Genomic DNA, 17,428 nt, shown 5'->3' on the forward strand with positions numbered 1-17,428 from the left:
CGCTGCGACCCCACGCTCCCCTACATCGAGGGCTACGTTCCGCCGCTCGAGGGCGGCGACAACGCGTCATCCAAGGCGGCCGACCAGGTTCCCGTCTCCCGCCGCAACTTCATCGAACTGTGCGAGAAGCTGACCGCCGAAGACGAGCAGCAGTTCGAGCTGCTCTGGCGCCAGCTCGGCCTCAGCGTCGACTGGACCCAGACCTACCGCACCATCGGCGACGAGGCGCAGACCGCCGCCCAGCGCGCGTTCCTGCGCAACATCGAGCGCGGCGAGGCCTACCAGGCCGACGCGCCCACCCTCTGGGACGTCACCTTCCGCACCGCCGTCGCCCAGGCCGAGCTCGAAGACAAGGAGATGCCGGCCGCGTACCACCGCCTGGCCTTCCACCAGGCCGGCGGCGGCGACATCCACATCGAGACGACCCGGCCCGAACTGTTGGCGGCCTGTGTGGCCCTCGTCGCGCATCCGGACGACGACCGCTACAAGCACCTCTTCGGCACCAACGTGACCACCCCGATCTTCGGCGTCGAGGTTCCCGTCGTCGCGCACCACCTCGCCCAGATCGACAAGGGCTCGGGCATCGCCATGATCTGCACCTTCGGCGACGTGACCGACGTCGTCTGGTGGCGCGAACTCGACCTGCCCAACCGCACCATCATCGGTGCCGACGGACGAATCGTGGCGGATGCGCCCGAGGCCATCGCGACCGACGCCGCGAAGGCGGCGTACGCCGAGATCGCCGGCAAGACCGTGTTCAGCGCCAAGGCGAAGATGGTCGAGCTTCTCAAGGCGAGCGGCGAGATGATCGGCGACGCGAAGCCCATCACGCACTCGGTGAAGTTCTTCGAGAAGGGCGACAAGCCGCTCGAGATCATCTCGACGCACCAGTGGTACATCGCCAACGGCGCCCGCGACGCCGACCTCAAGGCACGCCTGCTGCAGCGCGGCAAGGACGTGAACTTCGTGCCGGACTTCATGCGCGTGCGCTACGAGAACTGGGTCGGCGGCCTCACCGGCGACTGGCTCATCTCGCGCCAGCGTTTCTTCGGTGTGCCGATCCCGGTCTGGTACGAACTCGACGAGAACGGCGACAAGGGCCGCGTCATCGTGCCGACCGAAGACCTGCTTCCGGTCGACCCGGCCTCGCACACGGCCCCGGGCTTCGACGAGGCCCAGCGCGGCCAGCCCGGCGGCTTCGTCGGCGAGGTCGACATCATGGACACCTGGGCCACCTCCTCGCTGACGCCGCAGATCGCCGGCGGCTGGGAGAGCGACCCCGAGCTGTTCGACCTGGTCTTCCCGTACTCGCTGCGCAGCCAGGGGCAGGACATCATCCGCACCTGGCTGTTCTCCACCGTGCTGCGCGCCGAGCAGGAGCAGGGTGTCGCCCCGTGGAAGAACGCCGGTATCTCCGGCTTCATCGTCGACCCCGACCGCAAGAAGATGTCGAAGTCGAAGGGCAACGTCGTCACGCCCAAGGGCATGCTCGACGACCACGGATCGGACGCGGTGCGATACTGGGCCGCCTCGTCGCGCCTCGGCACCGACGCCGCCTTCGACCCGCAGAACCCGAAGCAGATCAAGATCGGTCGCCGACTCGCGATCAAGGTGCTCAACGCGGCCAAGTTCGTCTACTCCTTCCCGCAGCCCGCCGAGGGCGCTGTCGCGACGGAGGCTCTCGACCTCGACCTGCTCGCCGAGCTCAACCGCGTCGTCGCGGTGGCCACCAAGGCCTTCGACGACTTCGACCACGCCCGCGCGCTCGAGACCACCGAGCACTTCTTCTGGGTGTTCTGCGACGACTACCTCGAGCTGGTGAAGGAGCGCGCGTACGGCTCGTCCACCCCCGAGGGCCAGGCGAGCGCCGCGGTCACGCTGCGCACCGCCGTCGACGTGCTGCTGCGCCTGTTCGCGCCGTTCATCCCGTTCGCGACCGAAGAGGTCTGGAGCTGGACCCACGACGGCTCGGTGCACACCGCGGCGTGGCCCGTTGCCCGTTCGACAGGCTCAGGGACCGGTTCTGACGAACCCACCGGCCTCCTGCCGCTCGTCTCCGAGGCCCTCATCAGCATCCGCCGCGCCAAGACCGACGCGAAGGCCTCGCAGAAGACCGAGGTGACCTCGGCCACCATCTCCGGTCCGGCGATGCTCGAACTCGGACTCGAAGACCTGAAGGGTGTCGGCCGCATCGAGACCGTCACGTTCGTCGTGTCCGACACCGTCTCGGTGAGCGACATCGTTCTGGCCGAGCAGCCCGCGGAAGCCTGATGACCGTCGTGGTACGCCCGATCGAGGCGAAGGACCGCTCCCCGTGGGAGCGGCTCTTCGTCGCGTACGGGGAGTTCTACGAGACCTCGTTCACGCCCGACGTTCTCGACGGCGTGTGGGGGTGGTTGATGGATGCCACGCACGAGGTGAGCGCGCTGGTGGCGGTCGCCGACTCCGGCGACGGCGACCCATCAGCGCTCCTCGTGGGGTTCGCGCACTACCGGCGGCAGGCCGACACCTTCACCGCCGCAGCGGGCTGGTTTCTCGACGACCTCTACGTCGACGCGTCGGCGCGCGGAACCGGCACCGCGACCGCGCTCATCGATGCGGTCGCCGAACGCGCGACACTCGCGGGCGGCGGCACCCTGCGGTGGATCACCGCGGCGGACAACCACACGGCACAGCGCGTGTACGACCGGGTGGCCGATCGGTCGACCTGGGTGACCTACGAACGGAAGACCTGAGACATGCAAATGGGAACCCGCTGGCCCGTCGGAGCCGAGACCCCCGACCGGCTTCCGCCGGGCGTAGTGCTCGCGGTGCGCGACGTCGAAGCACAGCTCGCCGAGGTCGATACCGCGCAGTGGCGCTGGACGCTGACCTGGCTCGAGAACCGACCGGTCGTCGAGCTCGACGACGGAACGACCATCCGCGTCGATCACGCGGGCGAGGTCACCGTGTCGTTCGAGGGCTCGGACGCGCCCGACGACTCGCTCTGAGTCCGCATAACTCTCGGGTCCCGCGTAGCTCTCAGCGCATCCGCCTTCAGTTCATCCGCCTTCAGTACATCCGCCTTCAGTACATCCGCCTTCAATACATCCGGTAGAGCGGCCAGTTCGCTCCGGCGTGCCGCTCTGCCATCAGCGTCTGCGCCTCGAGCTCGGCCGCGCGTCTGATCATCAGCTCGTCGTAGTCGACGGGCCGGGCGGCGCGTGCCGAGCGGCGTTGGCTCCAGGCGACGAGCGCCGAGCCGAGCGCCAGGGCCGCCTTGTCGAGGGCGCCGGACCGGGATTCGCTGCGCCCCATCGTGCCTACTGCGTTCATGTTCTCACCTTCCCTCTAGCGCTGAAATTAGTCCGTACCACCGACATTGTCGGGGGCCTCTGGTACCTCGTCCGCGTCCATCACGGGGAACGCGTTGAGCTGGATCTGGACGGGTCTCGTGCCCGGCACACCCTCTTTTTTGTAGAGCGCCGAGTACCGTTCGGTGATGGTCTCGATCTCGGCGACGAGCTCAGCCAGCTGGTCGGATGTCACTCGCAGGCTCAGCGTGTTCAGTGTCGATGCTTCGAACCAGCGCTGCTCCAACTCGCTGCCGTGGGCGATGAACTCGTCGAGCAATGCGTCGCGGTTGACCTGCCACTCGCGGGTGACCAGTTCGGAAGCGGCGCGCTCCGCGGGTCCCGGCGGGTATTCGATCGGCATGACGCTGATGCCCTCCGGCGAACGGATCCACCAGCGCTCACGGGCCGAGCCTTTGGTCGTGTCTTCCACAACGAACCCGTGCTTCTCGAGCTGACGCAGGTGGTAGCTGGTCGCCCCGCTCGACTCCCCCAGCCGCGCCGCGAGTCCGCTGGCGGTGTGGGCGCCGTAGGTGGTGAGGGTATCGACGATCTGCACGCGCAAGGGATGGGCGAGAGCCTTGAGGCTCGACATATCGAGAACGCGGATTCCCTCGGTGGGACGCGGTGTTTTGGGCATGATGCAAAGCTACCGTTGCAAAGACTTCTTTGCAACTGTTTATTTGCACATCGCTGGTTGCTTGCCAGCGTCCTGGATCTCGCGGCCTAGTCTGAATCCATGACGAATCCGTTCTTCACCGCCAGCACCCTGCCGTTCGGCCTCCCGCCCTTCGCCGAGATCGCCGACGAGCATTACCGGCCCGGATTCGACAAGGGGTTCACCGAGCAGCTGGCCGAGGTCGAGCGAATCGTCACGAGCGACGACGCACCCACGTTCGAGAACACGCTCCTCCCCCTCGAACGCAGCGGACGTGTGCTCGACCGGGTCTCCGCCGTCTTCTACAACCAGAGCTCGGCGCACAGTAGCGAGTTCACCAACGACCTCGAAGAGGAGATCGCGCCGCTCTACGCCGCCCACCGCGACGCCATCCTGCTCGACGATCGCCTCTTCGCGCGCATCGTCGCGGTCAACGGCCAGCTGGACGACCTCGACCTCGACCCGGAGTCGCGCTACCTCGTCGAGCGCTACCACGCCGAGTTCACGATCGCCGGAGCCGGCCTGAGCGACGACGACAAGGCGACGCTGCGCGACCTCAACTCGCGCCTGTCGAGTCTCACCACGAGGTTCGAGAAGAACCTCCTGGCCGACACGAACGACCTCACGATCGTGATCGACGATGTGGCCGAGCTCGACGGCCTCGGCGAGGGCGAGATCTCGGCGGCCGCGCAGGCCGCCGCCGACCGGGGGCTCGAGGGCAAATACCTCGTTACGCTCGTGCTTCCGACGGGTCATCCGTATCTCTCCTCGCTCACCGACCGGCGCGTTCGCGAACGCATCATGACCGCGTCGCGCGTCCGCGGCGGCCGTGACAACGAATTCGACAACCGCGACCTGGTGCTGGAGATCACCAGGCTGCGGGCCGAGCGCGCCCGCCTGCTCGGATTCGACAGTCACGCCGCCTACGTCACCGCCGACCAGACCGCCAAGACGCCCCAGAACGTGGTCGACATGCTCGGCACGCTGGCGCCGATCGCGGCCCGCAACGCCCGCGCCGAGCAGCAAGCGCTGCAGAACCTGGCGGGCGAACCGATCGAGTCGTGGGACTGGGCGTTCTACAGCGAGAAGGTGCGCAAGGCCACCTACGATGTCGACACCGCGGCAATGCGCCCGTACTTCGAGGCGGAGCGCGCGCTGCACGACGGTGTCTTCTTCGCGGCGACGCGGCTCTACGGCATCACGTTCGCCGAGCGCCCCGACCTGGTCGCGTATCACCCCGACGCGCGGGTGTTCGAGGTTTCGAACGACGACGGTTCGCCTCTCGGGCTGTACGTCTACGACCTCTACACGCGCGACTCGAAGCGCGGCGGCGCGTGGATGAACCCGCTCATCTCGCAGAGCGAGCTGCTCGGCACGCCCACCGTGGTCGTCAACAACCTCAACGTGCCGAAGCCGGCGCCGGGCTCCCCGACGCTGCTCAGCTACGACGAGCTCACGACGCTGTTCCACGAGTTCGGGCACGCGCTGCACGGGCTGTTTTCCCGCGTGACCTATCCGAAGTTCGCCGGAACCAACGTGTTCCGCGACTTCGTGGAGTTTCCGAGCCAGGTCAACGAGATGTGGATGCTCTGGCCCGAGGTGCTCGCGAACTATGCCGTGCACGTCGAGACCGGCGAGCCGATGCCGCAGGAGCTCGTGGACAAGCTGCACGCCTCATCCGCATTCAACGAGGGCTTCGAGACGAGTTCTTACCTGGCCGCCGCGCTGCTCGATCAGGCCTGGCACGCGCTGTCGGCGGAGGATGCGGTGACGGATGTCGCGGGGTTCGAGTCTGCGGCGCTGGCGAACGTGGGCCTCGACAACCCCGCGGTACCCACGCGGTACTCGAGCACGTACTTCGCGCACACCTTCTCGGGCGGATACGACGCCGGCTACTACTCCTACATCTGGAGCGAGGTGCTCGACGCCGACACGGTCGAATGGTTTAAGGAGAACGGCGGGCTGACGCGCTCGAACGGTGACCGGTTCCGGTCGTTGTTGCTCGGGGTGGGCGGGTCGAAGGATCCGCTCGAGGCGTTCCGTGAGTTCCGTGGACGCGACGCCGAGCTCGGCCCGCTGCTGAAGCGCCGCGGGCTCTAGGCGGGCTGAGCGAGTCTCTGCCGACCCGCGGGCTGCCGGTTGAGTAACGCGGTCTACCGCGTGTATCGAAACCCTGCCGCCCGCCGACAACCTCCGCCCACCCGCACTCGGCCGCCCTTCACCCCACCTGCCGCTCGCAACCCGCGCGCATCCTCTCCTCCACAGCCCCCTGCGAAAAACCAGACTGCACCGAAAATCTGCCCTCTGATCAGGGGATACCCCAATGTCAGTGGCCCGAGTGACGATTCACCCATGGACCACATAGGAGCGATCGCAGACACGGTGCGGCAGGTGCGCGAGCAGCTGGCCGCCGTCGCCGGCGCGTCTCTGAGCGCCGCGAGCGACACCGAGTTGTGCGCCCTCACCGTCGCGGTCGAAGACGCCGGGCGACTGCTCGATGGCCTCCGCGCCGGCACGGCGGGCGAGATCGGCGATCGGTCGCGCCACGGGCTCGGCAGCGAGGCGCTGCCGGTCAGATTCGGCCTGAAGCGAGCCAGCCAGGTGGTGGAACGTCTTACCCGGGTTTCGCCCGCCGAGGCCGCGAGACGGGTGAGCGTGGGCACCGCGGTTCGGCCTCGCGCCCACCTGGATGGCACTCCCCTCCCTCCCGAGCACGCCCCGCTCGCCGCGGCCATGGCCGACGGTCAGGTGGGCATCGACGCCGCCTCGGTGATCGTCCGATGCCTCGATCAGGCTCGCGATACCGCGACGCAAGAAGATATCGAGCTCGCCGAGACCGCTCTCGTCGAGACCGCCGCTCACTGCACGGCCGACGAGGTCGGCATTCAGGCTCGCGCCTGGCGTGAGGCCCTCGACCCCGACGGAGCCGAGCCGCGCGACGAGCGCATCCACCGCAAGCGCGCTTTCTTCCTCGGTCGCGAGGTCGACGGGCTGACCAAGTTCTCGGGCGTTCTGACCCCGGTCGACGCGGCACTGCTCGCAGCCGCGTTCAACGAGGCCGACAAGCCGGGCAACGCTCCCCGTTTCCTCAGCGACGTCGACCGGGCCACCGGCACCACCCTCGTCACCGACGAGAGTGGCGAGACGAGCATCCAGTTCGTCGATCCACGCAGCCGCGAGCAGCGGCACTACGACGTCGTCACCGGACTCTTGGGCGCCGGTGTGCGCTCCACCGGGGCCGAGCCGGGCGGCATGCGCTCGAAGGCCGAGATCACAGCGATTATCACCCTCGACGACCTGCGCACCGGCCACGGCGTGGGCTTCATCGACGGCGTCGACGAGCCGGTTTCGGCGGCCACCGTGCAGCAGCTCGTCTGCGCGAACGGCTATGCCCCGATCCTGCTCGGCGACAACGGCGAGGTGCTCATGCTCGGGCAGACCCAGCGACTCTTCTCCCCGGTCCAGGTGCGCGCGCTACGGGTGCGCGACGGCGGCTGCGTCAACTGCGGAGCTCCGCCGGGATGGTGTGACGCCCACCACGTCGACCAGTGGATCCGCGACGACGGTCCCACCGACATCGACAACGGTGTGCTGCTCTGCCAAGACTGCCACCGCCTCATCCACAAGAACGCGTTCGCGATGAAGATGATCGACGGGCGTCCGCACGTTCTCGCTCCGCCCTGGTTCGATCCGGAGCAGAAATGGCGCAAGCTCGGCGGTGCGCGCACGCAGATGATCACGTCGCTACACAAGCGGTTGGCGTAGAGGGAGGAAGGGCAGCGCGCAGGCAGGCTGGCAGGTCCGGCAGGTCCGGCAGGTCGGGCCGGTCCGGTCCGGCAGGTCCGGCAGGTCCGGTCCGGTCCGGTCCGGTCCGGTCCGGTCCGGTCCGGCAGGTCGGGCCGGTCTGGCGGGTGCGGCCGCAGGAGACACCTGCGCCGCAGCCCGCAGCGCGGAGCCCGCAGCCCGGAGCCCGGAGCCCGGAGCCCGGAGCCCAGCCCAGCCCAGCCGGCGACAATCGCCCATTCACGAGTCACGCCGCCCGGAATTCACGCCTTCGGCAGCGCGCTCAACACCGAGGGCGCCGTGACCACGAGGCCGCCACCCCGACGACCTCGTGGATGGGCGCTATCGCGAACGACGAGCCTGCGACGTCGCCCGCAAGCCGTACGTGACATGCTCGCGCAGCATCGTGATCTGCCGAGCGAGGTACGGCGTCATGTGGATCTCGTCGAAACCCGGAGTGCGCTCGACCGCGTCGACGATCGCGCGCACTAGACGCCACTGCTCCGCCTGCATCAGCGGGTCGGAGCGCAGCCACGGCGAGTGAACGAACGGCCCGAGCGCGTACAGGAGGCGGTCCACTGCCATCGCGGTCGCGAACGGATTGACGGTGTTGAAAACCTTCTCGATAGCGAGCGCAGCGCGGCAGTCGACGCAGTGCACTGTGTCGTCCTGCGCCTCGATGCACTCGCGCAGGAGGATGTCGAGACGCTCGATTCGCAACACGGTCACGAGCGGCTTACCCGCGCTGTAGGCAGCGACGAACGGGGTGAGGAATTGATTGATGGTGAGGGTGTCGTTTGTCATGCCGAGAGTGTCGTTCGAGCGGATGACACGGAGACGGCACGTGTGGACGGGCGGCGCACCAGCGTCCCCGGTGAGGACTAGACCATCACCGAGCTGCGGCACCCCGCCCGCCGGACCCTACGGCAGCAGCACGATCTTCCCGCGGGACTCGCCGGACTCGATACGCCGCTGAGCCTCGGCCGCCTGGTCGAACGGGAGAGTCTCCGCGACCTCCACGTCGAACCGGCCCTCGGCCGCGAGGGCGGATGCCACGGCCACCCCCTCGCGTCGCAGGCGCTGCTCCTCGTCACTGAGGGGAACCGGATTGCCGCCCGACCAGGCACGGATACCCAGCTCTGCCGCACGAGCGCCGACAACAATCGTTCCGATACGGTCACGATCGCTCACCAGCTGGAACGACGCGTCGAGCGCTTCGTCCGTTCCGGCGCCGTCGAGCACGACGTCGATGCCCTCGGGTGCGGCTTCCCGCACGCGCTCGACGAGCCCCGGCCCGTACTCGACCGGGATCGCCCCCAGCTCGCGCACACGCTCTTGACGCTCGGGCGAAGCCGTGGCCACGACCGTCGCACCCCACGCCACCGCGAACTGGATCGCAGCCTGTCCTACCGCACCCGATCCGGCGTGCACGAGCAGGGTCTCCCCCGCCGTCACCTCGAGCGACTTGAGGGCCTGGTATGCCGTCGCCACCGGAATGCCCACGGCGGCCGCCTGCTCGAACGACCACTCGTCGGGCTTGCGGTCGACCCTGTCGACGGAAACCGCGAGGAAGGTCGCGTAGGCACCGCTCGTGCTGACGATCACCTCGTCACCGACCGCCCACTCCGAGACACCGTCGCCCACCGCGACGATCACGCCGGAAGCGTCCGATCCGGTGCGACGAGCCTCGGTGATCGGCGGCGTCGCGCGCAGTCCCGAACGCAGCTTGCCGTCGATCGGGTTGACCCCGATGGCGAGCACCTCCACGAGGACCTCCCGCGCCCCCGGCACGGGCTGCGCTACGGAAACGAACTCGAGCACCTCCGGTCCACCGATTCGCGAGTACTGCACAACCGTCGTGTCTGCCAAAGTCTTCTCCCTCGTCAACTCGCGCGAAGCATCCGCGTCGCTTCTATTGCATCACGCGAACGCGAGGCGCTGCCGAGAGTGACGCCCCGCTACACGTCTGCTACGACCGGAAGAGCGCGCTGTACGCGTTGATCGCCGGCTGCCCGCCGAGGTGCGCGTAGAGCACGTTGCTCGACGCCGGAATGTCGCCGGTCTTGACCAGGTCGATCAGCCCCGCCATCGACTTTCCCTCGTAGACCGGGTCTATGATCATGCCCTCGAGGCTGCCGGTGAGGCGGATCGCGTCGAGCGTCGACTCGACCGGGATGCCGTACAGGTTGCCGGCCCAGCCCTCGAGCACGGTGATCTCGTCGTCGCGCAGGTCGCGATCCAGACCGATGAGGGCGGCGGTGTTGCGGGCGATGCGTTCGACCTGATCGCGCGTCTCGCGGATCTTCGCCGACGCGTCGATGCCGATCACCCGGCGCGGGCGGTCCTGGCCGGCGAACCCGGCGATCATGCCGGCGTGCGTCGAGCCGGTGACGCTGCACACGACGATCGTGTCGAAGAAGACGCCGAGTTCGCGCTCCTGCCGCTCGACCTCGTAGGCCCAGTTGGCGAAGCCCAGGCCGCCGAGACGGTGGTCGGATGCGCCAGCCGGAATCGCATACGGGGTGCCACCACGCGCTTTCACACCCTCAAGCGCCCTCTCCCAGCTCGACTTGAAGCCGATGCCGAAGCCGGCCGGATCGAGCCGCACCTCGGCGCCCATGATGCGCGACAGCATGATGTTTCCCACCCGGTCGTTGACGGAGTCGGGCCAGTCCACCCAGTTCTCCTGCACGAGCACGGCCTTCATGCCGATCTTCGCGGCGACCGCGGCGACCTGCCTCGTGTGGTTCGACTGATAGCCGCCGATCGACACCAGGGTGTCTGCGCCCGAGGCGATCGCGTCGGGAATCAGGTACTCCAGCTTGCGCGTCTTGTTGCCGCCGTACGCGAGGCCGCTGTTCACGTCTTCGCGCTTGGCCCAGATCGTGGCACCGCCGAGGTGCTGGGTGAGACGCGGGAGCGTGTGGATTGGGCTCGGCCCGAAGGTCAGCGGGTATCGCTCGAAGTCGGTGATGGCCATGGGGGTTCCCTGTCTTCTCGGTTTCGGTCGGGTCGGTCGCGGTGCCAGTGGGTGGGTCGGTCGGGACACGCGCTGTCCGGCGCATCCGACCCATATGCAATATATTGCGTTCTGGAACGCTAGCATAGGGCGCATGCCCATCCCGAGCCAGCACGGCCTGCACAAGCGCCAGCTGCTGCGCGACGACGTCTACGAATCGCTGCGCGACGCGATCGTGGACGGCACCTTCGCCCCGGGCGAACGACTGAAAGACCCGCAGTTGGAAGAGTGGCTGGGGGTGAGTCGCACGCCGATCCGCGAGGCGCTGCTGCGGCTCGAGCGCGCGGGCCTCGTCGTCACACAACCCGGCAAGGCGACGACGGTGGCGCCGTTCGATCTGGCATCCACGATCAGCGCCCAGCAGGTTGCGGCGTCGATGCACGAGCTCGCAACGCAGCTCGCGGTGCCGGTCATCACCCCGGCGCAGATCGACGCGATGGTCACGGCGAACTCGTCGTTCGCCCTCGCGCTCGACATCCTCGACGCGGACGCGGCGCTCGACGCCGACCACGCTTTCCACTCGGTGTTCGTCGAGGCGAGCGGCAACCAGCTGATCGCCGACGTGCTCGAGCAGACCACTCCCCGGCTGCACCGCGTCGAGCGGATGCGGTTCGCCTCGTTCGCCGGCCGCGCATCGGTTGCACAGCACGACGCGATCGTCGAGGCCGCACGAGCCGGGGACCCGACGCGCGCAGCGACTCTCGTGCGCGACAACTGGCTGTCGCTGCGGTTCACCGCCGCCGAGTAGCGCGCGTCGAGCAGCGATAGCGCTGGTTAGGCCGACTTCTCCTGGCGCGGTTCGACGCGGGGCACGATGGTCGGCGCGGCGTTGTTGAGCACGGCGTCGCGCGTGACGATGACACGAGCCACCTGGTCGTCGCTCGGAACCTCGAACATGATCGGGCCGAGCACTTCCTCCATGATGGCGCGCAGGCCGCGAGCACCGGTCTGGCGCAGCACGGCGAGATCGGCGATCGCCTCGAGGGCGTCTTCGTCGAAGTCGAGCTCGACGCCGTCGAGCTCGAACATGCGCTGGTACTGGCGGATCAGCGCGTTCTTCGGCTTGGTCAGGATGTCCATGAGGGCGACCTGGTCGAGCGGCGTGACCGTCGCGACGACGGGGAGGCGGCCGATGAACTCGGGGATGAGCCCGAACTTGTGCAGGTCTTCGGGCAGCACCTCGCTGAAGAGGTTGCGCTCGTCGCCCTTGCTGTGCAGCGGGGCGCCGAAACCGATGCCCTTTTTGCCCGCACGCTGCGAGATGATCTCTTCGAGACCCGCGAAGGCGCCGGCGACGATGAAGAGCACGTTGGTCGTGTCGACCTGGATGAATTCTTGATGCGGATGCTTGCGGCCACCCTGCGGCGGAACGGAGGCGACCGTGCCCTCGAGAATCTTGAGCAGTGCCTGCTGCACGCCCTCGCCGGACACGTCGCGAGTGATCGACGGGTTCTCGGCCTTGCGGGCGATCTTGTCGATCTCGTCGATGTAGATGATGCCGGTCTCGGCGCGCTTGACGTCGTAGTCGGCGGCCTGGATCAGCTTGAGCAGGATGTTCTCGACGTCTTCACCGACGTAGCCCGCCTCGGTGAGCGCGGTGGCGTCGGCGACGGCGAACGGCACGTTGAGGCGCTTCGCGAGCGTCTGGGCCAGGTAGGTCTTGCCGCAACCGGTGGGACCGATGAGCAGGATGTTCGACTTGGAGATCTCGATGTCGTCGATCACGGTGTCGACCGAGGCGATGGTGGAGCGGGCACGCACGCGCTTGTAGTGGTTGTAGACGGCCACCGAGAGGGCCTTCTTCGCCGCCTCCTGACCGATCACATACTCTTCGAGGAACGAGTAGATCTCGCGGGGCTTGGGAAGCTCGAACTCGCTCGAGGCCTCTTCGCCGGCTTCGGCGAGACGCTCTTCGATGATCTCGTTGCACAGCTCGACGCACTCGTCGCAGATGTACACGCCGGGCCCGGCAATGAGCTGCTGAACCTGCTTCTGGCTCTTCCCACAGAAAGAACACTTGAGCAGGTCGGCGCTCTCTCCGATGCGAGCCATGTGCAGCCTCCCTCAATCACCGTGTGCTACGTGCACCGAGCCTAACCTGTGCCACCGACGGCCGCTGGCACTCGGCGATATCCAGCGCGTCGTCGTCGGTCACGCGCAAGGGCGCTGCGGCTCCCTATCCAACGTACAGGGAGGCACGAACTAGTCTGAAGGTGCCGGGACTTTCCGGTACGTCGGGACTTTCGGCATGACAGGGGCGGAACATGACGACACGGTGGGCGCGATTCGCGCGCGGCTGGCTCGCCGCCGTGTTCTCCACTCTCGTGGCCGCCGCCTCGCACACGCTGGCCGGCGGAGAGTCCCCGAGCGTCGTGTCTCTCGCCATCGCCCTCGCGTTCGCCGGAATCACCTGCATCGCCCTCACCGGCAAGACGCTGTCGCTCCCCCGGCTGACGGCGGCCGTTCTCGTGAGCCAGGTCGCATTCCACACCCTGTTCAGCACGATCAGCTCTCCTGCGACCGTGGTTCAGACCGCGGGCACGGGCGCTCACGATCACGGCGCAACCGTCGAGCTGCTCGCCGGCAGCGCGACCGGCACGCACCACTCCGACGGCTGGATGTGGCTCGGCCATGCTGCCGCCGCGATCGTCACCATTGTGACGCTGCGCTACGGCGAGGGCGCCTTCTGGCGTGTGCGCGGTATCGCCGCGCTGTTCGTGCGCACCGCGCTCGCCCAGGCCCCCGACGTGCCACTGCTGCCCCGGATCATCCGGACCCCGCGCACCCTGGGCCATCTCTTCGTTCCGCGCATCTGCGCGATTCTGCGTGCGTCTCTGGGCCTGCGGGGCCCGCCGGTGCGGTCTTTCGCCTAAGACCACACAGACCCGCAACAGAAAGAACAACCATGAAGAAAAGCATCATCGGCGTGCCCGCAGCGATCGGAGCGGGCCTCCTGCTCGCCGTCGCGGCACCCCTCTCGGCCAGCGCGCACGTCACCATCGATCCCGGACAGGCGGTCGCCGGGTCGTACACCGTCGTCACCGTGAAGGTTCCGAACGAGTCGGAAACGGCCACGACGAACCGGGTCGAGCTCGCGCTGCCCACCGACACCCCCTTCACGAGCGTGCGCTACGTGCCCGTGGCCGGCTGGTCGGCCGAACTCGTGAGCACGACGCTGCCGGAACCCGTGACCGTCGGAGAGTCGACGATCACCGAGGCGGTCACGTCGGTCGTCTGGACCGCCGACGCCGGATCCGAGATCGGGGCCGGCCAGCTGCAGCTCTTCCCGCTGTCGCTCGGACCGGTACCCGACACCGGATCGGTGACGCTGCCCGCCGAGCAGGGCTACACCGACGGCTCGGTCGTCAGCTGGAACGAGACCGAGGCGGATGCCGAACACCCCGCCCCCGTGCTGTACATCAACGACGCGCCGGCCGCCGACCACCACGGGGCGGCGACGGTCGACGCCGAGCCGGCGGCAACTGACGCTGCCGCAGGTGCCGCTCCCGCAGACGACGTGCTCGCCCGAGTGCTCGGAATCGCCGGCCTCGTGGTCGGCGCGGTGGGCATCGTGCTCGCCGTCGCCTCACGTCGCGGCGCTTCCGACCGTAAGACGGTGAGCTGATCGTGGCAGGCATCCGACGTCCGATTGCCCTTGCCGCGGTCGGCGCGACCCTCGCGGTCGGCGCCGTGCTCGGCTTCGCTGCGCCCGCCGAGGCGCACGATGCGGTCGTGAGCTCGACACCCGTCGAGGGAGAACAGCTCACCGCCCTCCCTTCAGAATTCGCCGTCACGATGAACACGGCCCTCGTCGACCTGGTCGGCGACGGTACCGGTTTCGGAATCCAGGTGAAGGATGCTTCGGGGCGGTTCTACGGCGACGGATGCCTGTCGCTCGTCGACGCCACGATGAGCATGCCCGCTACTCTCGGCGAAGCGGGTGAGTACACCATGGACTGGCGGATCACCTCGTCGGATTCGCACCCCGTGGGCGGCACGATCGCGTTCTCGTGGGCGCCGCCGGCCGATGCGACGCCGAGCGCCGGCTTCGCTGCGGCGCCCGTCTGCGGCGAAACCGAGGAAGCGCCCGAGCCGGAGATGACGACGCAGGCCGAAGCCCCGCAGGACGAGCCGAGCGCGACTCCGACAGCCGAGGCTCCCGCGGACGACACCGCCGGTACCCTGCTCTGGCTCGGCGGCGCGGCCCTGGCCGTCGTCGCGGCGATCGGCGCGACGCTGTTCTTCGTGCGCCCGAAGAAGAAGACCGACGAGCCGGTCGAATAGCGGGTTTCGATACGCGCCGTAGACGGCGCTACTCAACCCGCACAACGACAAAAGGCCGCTCACCGTCGAAACGGTGGGCGGCCCTTTTGTCGAGCGAATGCCTAGGCGGTGATCGCCGGCACGTTCTTGCGGCTCTCGAGCACCTGGTCGATGAGACCGTACTCGAGGGCCTCGGCCGCGCTGAGGATCTTGTCGCGGTCGATGTCCTTGTTCACCTGCTCGGGCGTGCGGTTCGAGTGGTGCGACAGGGTCGACTCGAGCCAGCCGCGCATGCGGAGGATCTCGGCGGCCTGAATCTCGATGTCCGACGCCTGCCCGCGGCCGGCGTCACCGGTCGAGGGCTGGTGGATGAGGATGCGCGCGTTCGGCAGAGCGAGGCGCTTGCCGGGCGTTCCGGCCGCCATGAGCACTGCGGCGGCGGAGGCCGCCTGGCCGAGCACGACGGTCTGGATGTGCGGCTTGATGTACTGCATCGTGTCGTAGATGGCCGTCATCGCGGTGAACGATCCACCGGGCGAGTTGATGTACATCACGATGTCGCGGTCGGGGTCCTGGCTCTCGAGAACGAGAAGCTGGGCCATGACGTCGTCGGCCGACGCGTCGTCGATCTGCACGCCGAGGAAGACGATGCGGTCTTCGAACAGCTTGGCGTACGGGTCTTGGCGCTTGTAGCCGTAGGCCGTGCGCTCCTCGAAGGTGGGCAGGATGTAGCGCGACTCGGCCGAGGGACGGGCGACGCCACCGAAGTTGTAGTTGTCCATGCTCGATTCCTAGTTCTGGGCCGCGGTGTCAGGGTCGTCGGAGACGGTCTCGTCCGTTCCGCCACCGCCGACGACGTTGGAGGCGAATTCGCGGATGTGGTCGACGAAGCCGTACTCGAGAGCACCCTTCGCGTCGAACCAGTTGTCGCGGTCGTTATCGATGAGCACCTGCTCGATCGACTTGCCGGTCTGCTCGGCCGTGAGTTCGGCCATGCGCTTCTTCATGTCGAGGATGACGAAGGCCTGCGTCTGGATGTCGGCCGAGGTGCCGCCGAATCCGCCGGACGGCTGGTGGAGCAGCACGCGGGCGTTGGGCGTGATGTAGCGCTTGCCCTTCGTGCCCGACGACAGCAGGAACTGTCCCATGGACGCCGCCATGCCGATTCCGACGGTGACGATGTCGTTCGGTACGAACTTCATCGTGTCGTAGATCGCCATTCCGGCGGTGATCGAACCACCCGGCGAGTTGATGTAGAGGTAGATGTCGCGCTTGGAGTCTTCTGCTGCAAGCAGGAGGATCTTCGCGCAAATTTCGTTGGCGTTGTCATCCCGCACCTCTGAGCCAAGCCAGATGATGCGGTCCGCGAGGAGTTGGTCGAAAACACTGCTGACCAATGCCGGTTGGGCCATTGTTGCGCTCCGTTTCAGTTGTAACTTGTTTCGAATCTACTGGAGGTAACGCACGCATACCGGCGTGTTCGCCTACGGCAGATTGGGGCGCGCCGCGCGAGGACGTCTCGACGTGCCGACCTCGGCCGGCCCTAAGCTCGACGGATGGTCGAATCCTGGGAGTCGCGCGTCGCCGCCGTGTGGGCCGCCGCCGAGTCCTCGCCCGACGAGTCGGTGCTCGTTGCGATAGACGCGCTCGTCGCCGAAAGAGGGGCGGATGACGCGGCTGCCCTCTTCGAGGCCGCCAGCGTGCGCGACTACCTCGGCCGTGAAACCGACGCCGAGCCGCTGTACCGCGCGGCCATCGCGGCCGGTCTCGACGCCGAACGCCACCCGCGGGCGGTCATCCAACTGGCGAGCACCCTGCGCAACCTCGGGCGGGCGACGGAGTCCGTCGATCTGCTGGGCGACCTGCTCGCCGAACACGAGACCGACGAGTGGACCGCCCCCGCCGCGGCCTTCCTGGCGCTCGCACTCGCGAGCGACGGGCGCGAGCGGGACGCGGCATCCGTGGCCCTCTACGCTCTTGGCGGCACGCTGCCCGTCTACTCGTCAGCCGTGCGCCGCTACGCGCTCGAGCTGCGCTGAGCCCGAGGCGAACCCGCTGGCCGCGCCAGCAGCAGGGCGGCGGCGTTCGCCCCGACGATGAGGGCGATGCCGACCCCGTCGACCGCGCCGAGGCGCTGCCCGAGCAGGACGGCACCGACCAGCGCGGCGAAGATCGGCTGCACGCTCATCAGCAGGCCGAACAGGTGTGCGGGCACCCGGCGCAGGGCGATCAGGTCGGCGACGTACGGCACGGCCGAGGCCAGCACGCCGGCGGCGATCGCGCACCCCATCGCCGCCGGCGGGGGCGGGGAGACGACCTACACCGCGCGGCCCACGGGCCCGAACCGCAGCGCCGCCACGGTGGCGGCGGTGG

General features: G+C 68.1%; 18 protein-coding genes and 1 pseudogene. 10 read left to right on the top strand and 9 right to left on the bottom strand.

All coding sequences use genetic code 11. From position 1 onward, the window contains the following. From valS to ACLQ6X_RS08065, 3 genes are all read left to right on the top strand, one after another. A partial coding sequence (valS, locus tag ACLQ6X_RS08055; protein ID WP_411699657.1) for a valine--tRNA ligase occupies positions 1 to 2,271 on the top strand: 2,271 nt, incomplete at its 5' end. After that, positions 2,271 to 2,735, top strand: a complete 465-nt coding sequence (locus tag ACLQ6X_RS08060; protein ID WP_411699658.1) for an N-acetyltransferase family protein — start codon at positions 2,271 to 2,273, stop codon at positions 2,733 to 2,735. The genes valS and ACLQ6X_RS08060, both read left to right, overlap by 1 nt. A 3-nt stretch (positions 2,736 to 2,738) precedes the next feature. Next, positions 2,739 to 2,990, top strand: coding sequence for a hypothetical protein (locus ACLQ6X_RS08065; RefSeq protein ID WP_411699659.1), 252 nt, complete (start codon positions 2,739 to 2,741; stop codon positions 2,988 to 2,990). A gap of 91 nt (positions 2,991 to 3,081) precedes the next feature. On the opposite strand, the gene ACLQ6X_RS08070 is transcribed toward ACLQ6X_RS08065, so the two are convergent. Further along, positions 3,082 to 3,315, bottom strand: coding sequence for a hypothetical protein (locus ACLQ6X_RS08070; RefSeq protein ID WP_411699660.1), 234 nt, complete (start codon positions 3,313 to 3,315; stop codon positions 3,082 to 3,084). 27 nt (positions 3,316 to 3,342) lie between these two features. Continuing rightward, the gene (locus tag ACLQ6X_RS08075; RefSeq protein ID WP_411699661.1) at positions 3,343 to 3,972 is read right to left on the bottom strand and encodes an ArsR/SmtB family transcription factor; all 630 of its coding nucleotides are present in this window, start codon (positions 3,970 to 3,972) and stop codon (positions 3,343 to 3,345) included. 99 nt (positions 3,973 to 4,071) lie between these two features. Between ACLQ6X_RS08075 and ACLQ6X_RS08080 the strand changes: the two genes are divergently transcribed. Together ACLQ6X_RS08080 and ACLQ6X_RS08085 are read left to right on the top strand one after the other, a co-directional pair. Continuing rightward, a complete protein-coding gene (locus ACLQ6X_RS08080) occupies positions 4,072 to 6,090 on the top strand; it encodes a M3 family metallopeptidase (protein ID WP_411699662.1) in 2,019 nt (672 codons plus the stop codon). Positions 6,091 to 6,342: 252 nt separating this feature from the next. Continuing rightward, positions 6,343 to 7,755 carry a DUF222 domain-containing protein gene (locus ACLQ6X_RS08085; RefSeq protein ID WP_411699663.1) on the top strand — a complete coding sequence of 471 codons (1,413 nt, stop codon included), beginning with the start codon at positions 6,343 to 6,345 and terminating at the stop codon, positions 7,753 to 7,755. Positions 7,756 to 8,115: 360 nt separating this feature from the next. On the opposite strand, the gene ACLQ6X_RS08090 is transcribed toward ACLQ6X_RS08085, so the two are convergent. The 3 genes from ACLQ6X_RS08090 to ACLQ6X_RS08100 all read right to left on the bottom strand — a co-directional run bounded on the left by ACLQ6X_RS08090 (position 8,116) and on the right by ACLQ6X_RS08100 (position 10,753). After that, complete coding sequence (locus ACLQ6X_RS08090) at positions 8,116 to 8,577, bottom strand: hypothetical protein (RefSeq protein WP_411699664.1); 462 nt, start codon at positions 8,575 to 8,577, stop codon at positions 8,116 to 8,118. 117 nt (positions 8,578 to 8,694) lie between these two features. Continuing rightward, a complete protein-coding gene (locus ACLQ6X_RS08095; RefSeq protein ID WP_411699665.1) occupies positions 8,695 to 9,642 on the bottom strand; it encodes a quinone oxidoreductase family protein in 948 nt (315 codons plus the stop codon). 100 nt (positions 9,643 to 9,742) lie between these two features. Beyond that, positions 9,743 to 10,753 (bottom strand): 1-aminocyclopropane-1-carboxylate deaminase, encoded by a 1,011-nt coding sequence (locus ACLQ6X_RS08100; protein WP_411699666.1) that lies wholly within the window; start codon positions 10,751 to 10,753, stop codon positions 9,743 to 9,745. A 133-nt stretch (positions 10,754 to 10,886) separates the two neighbouring features. Here ACLQ6X_RS08100 and ACLQ6X_RS08105 point away from each other — a divergent pair, with 133 nt between their 5' ends. After that, positions 10,887 to 11,540: a GntR family transcriptional regulator gene (locus tag ACLQ6X_RS08105; protein ID WP_411699667.1), complete on the top strand. Its 654-nt coding sequence runs from the start codon at positions 10,887 to 10,889 to the stop codon at positions 11,538 to 11,540. A 26-nt stretch (positions 11,541 to 11,566) separates the two neighbouring features. Here the strand turns inward: ACLQ6X_RS08105 and clpX are convergent, their stop codons facing one another. After that, positions 11,567 to 12,844, bottom strand: a complete 1,278-nt coding sequence (gene clpX / locus ACLQ6X_RS08110; protein ID WP_411699668.1) for an ATP-dependent Clp protease ATP-binding subunit ClpX — start codon at positions 12,842 to 12,844, stop codon at positions 11,567 to 11,569. Positions 12,845 to 13,056: 212 nt separating this feature from the next. On the opposite strand from clpX, the gene ACLQ6X_RS08115 reads away from it, so the two are divergent. Genes ACLQ6X_RS08115 through ACLQ6X_RS08125 form a run of 3 tightly spaced genes read left to right on the top strand, consistent with a single transcriptional unit; the run spans position 13,057 to position 15,076 of the window. Further along, complete coding sequence (locus ACLQ6X_RS08115) at positions 13,057 to 13,665, top strand: hypothetical protein (RefSeq protein WP_411699669.1); 609 nt, start codon at positions 13,057 to 13,059, stop codon at positions 13,663 to 13,665. Between the two features lie 32 nt (positions 13,666 to 13,697). Then, the gene (locus tag ACLQ6X_RS08120; protein WP_411699670.1) at positions 13,698 to 14,417 is read left to right on the top strand and encodes a YcnI family protein; all 720 of its coding nucleotides are present in this window, start codon (positions 13,698 to 13,700) and stop codon (positions 14,415 to 14,417) included. Between the two features lie 2 nt (positions 14,418 to 14,419). Next, positions 14,420 to 15,076, top strand: a complete 657-nt coding sequence (locus ACLQ6X_RS08125) for a copper resistance protein CopC (protein ID WP_411699671.1) — start codon at positions 14,420 to 14,422, stop codon at positions 15,074 to 15,076. Positions 15,077 to 15,177: 101 nt separating this feature from the next. Here ACLQ6X_RS08125 and ACLQ6X_RS08130 read toward each other — a convergent pair whose 3' ends face one another. Both ACLQ6X_RS08130 and ACLQ6X_RS08135 read right to left on the bottom strand, forming a co-directional pair. After that, the gene (locus tag ACLQ6X_RS08130; protein WP_188509747.1) at positions 15,178 to 15,837 is read right to left on the bottom strand and encodes an ATP-dependent Clp protease proteolytic subunit; all 660 of its coding nucleotides are present in this window, start codon (positions 15,835 to 15,837) and stop codon (positions 15,178 to 15,180) included. Between the two features lie 9 nt (positions 15,838 to 15,846). Next, the gene (locus tag ACLQ6X_RS08135) at positions 15,847 to 16,467 is read right to left on the bottom strand and encodes an ATP-dependent Clp protease proteolytic subunit (protein ID WP_411699672.1); all 621 of its coding nucleotides are present in this window, start codon (positions 16,465 to 16,467) and stop codon (positions 15,847 to 15,849) included. A 144-nt stretch (positions 16,468 to 16,611) separates the two neighbouring features. Between ACLQ6X_RS08135 and ACLQ6X_RS08140 the strand changes: the two genes are divergently transcribed. Next, a complete protein-coding gene (locus ACLQ6X_RS08140; protein ID WP_411699673.1) occupies positions 16,612 to 17,094 on the top strand; it encodes a tetratricopeptide repeat protein in 483 nt (160 codons plus the stop codon). Here the strand turns inward: ACLQ6X_RS08140 and ACLQ6X_RS08145 are convergent. Further along, positions 17,073 to 17,348: pseudogene (locus ACLQ6X_RS08145) on the bottom strand (EamA family transporter); the annotation flags it as partial. The gene ACLQ6X_RS08140 and the pseudogene ACLQ6X_RS08145 overlap by 22 nt on opposite strands. Positions 17,349 to 17,428: the final 80 nt, after the last annotated feature.

The organism is Conyzicola sp., from assembly GCF_046714715.1.
Taxonomy (GTDB): Bacteria; Actinomycetota; Actinomycetes; order Actinomycetales; family Microbacteriaceae; genus Conyzicola.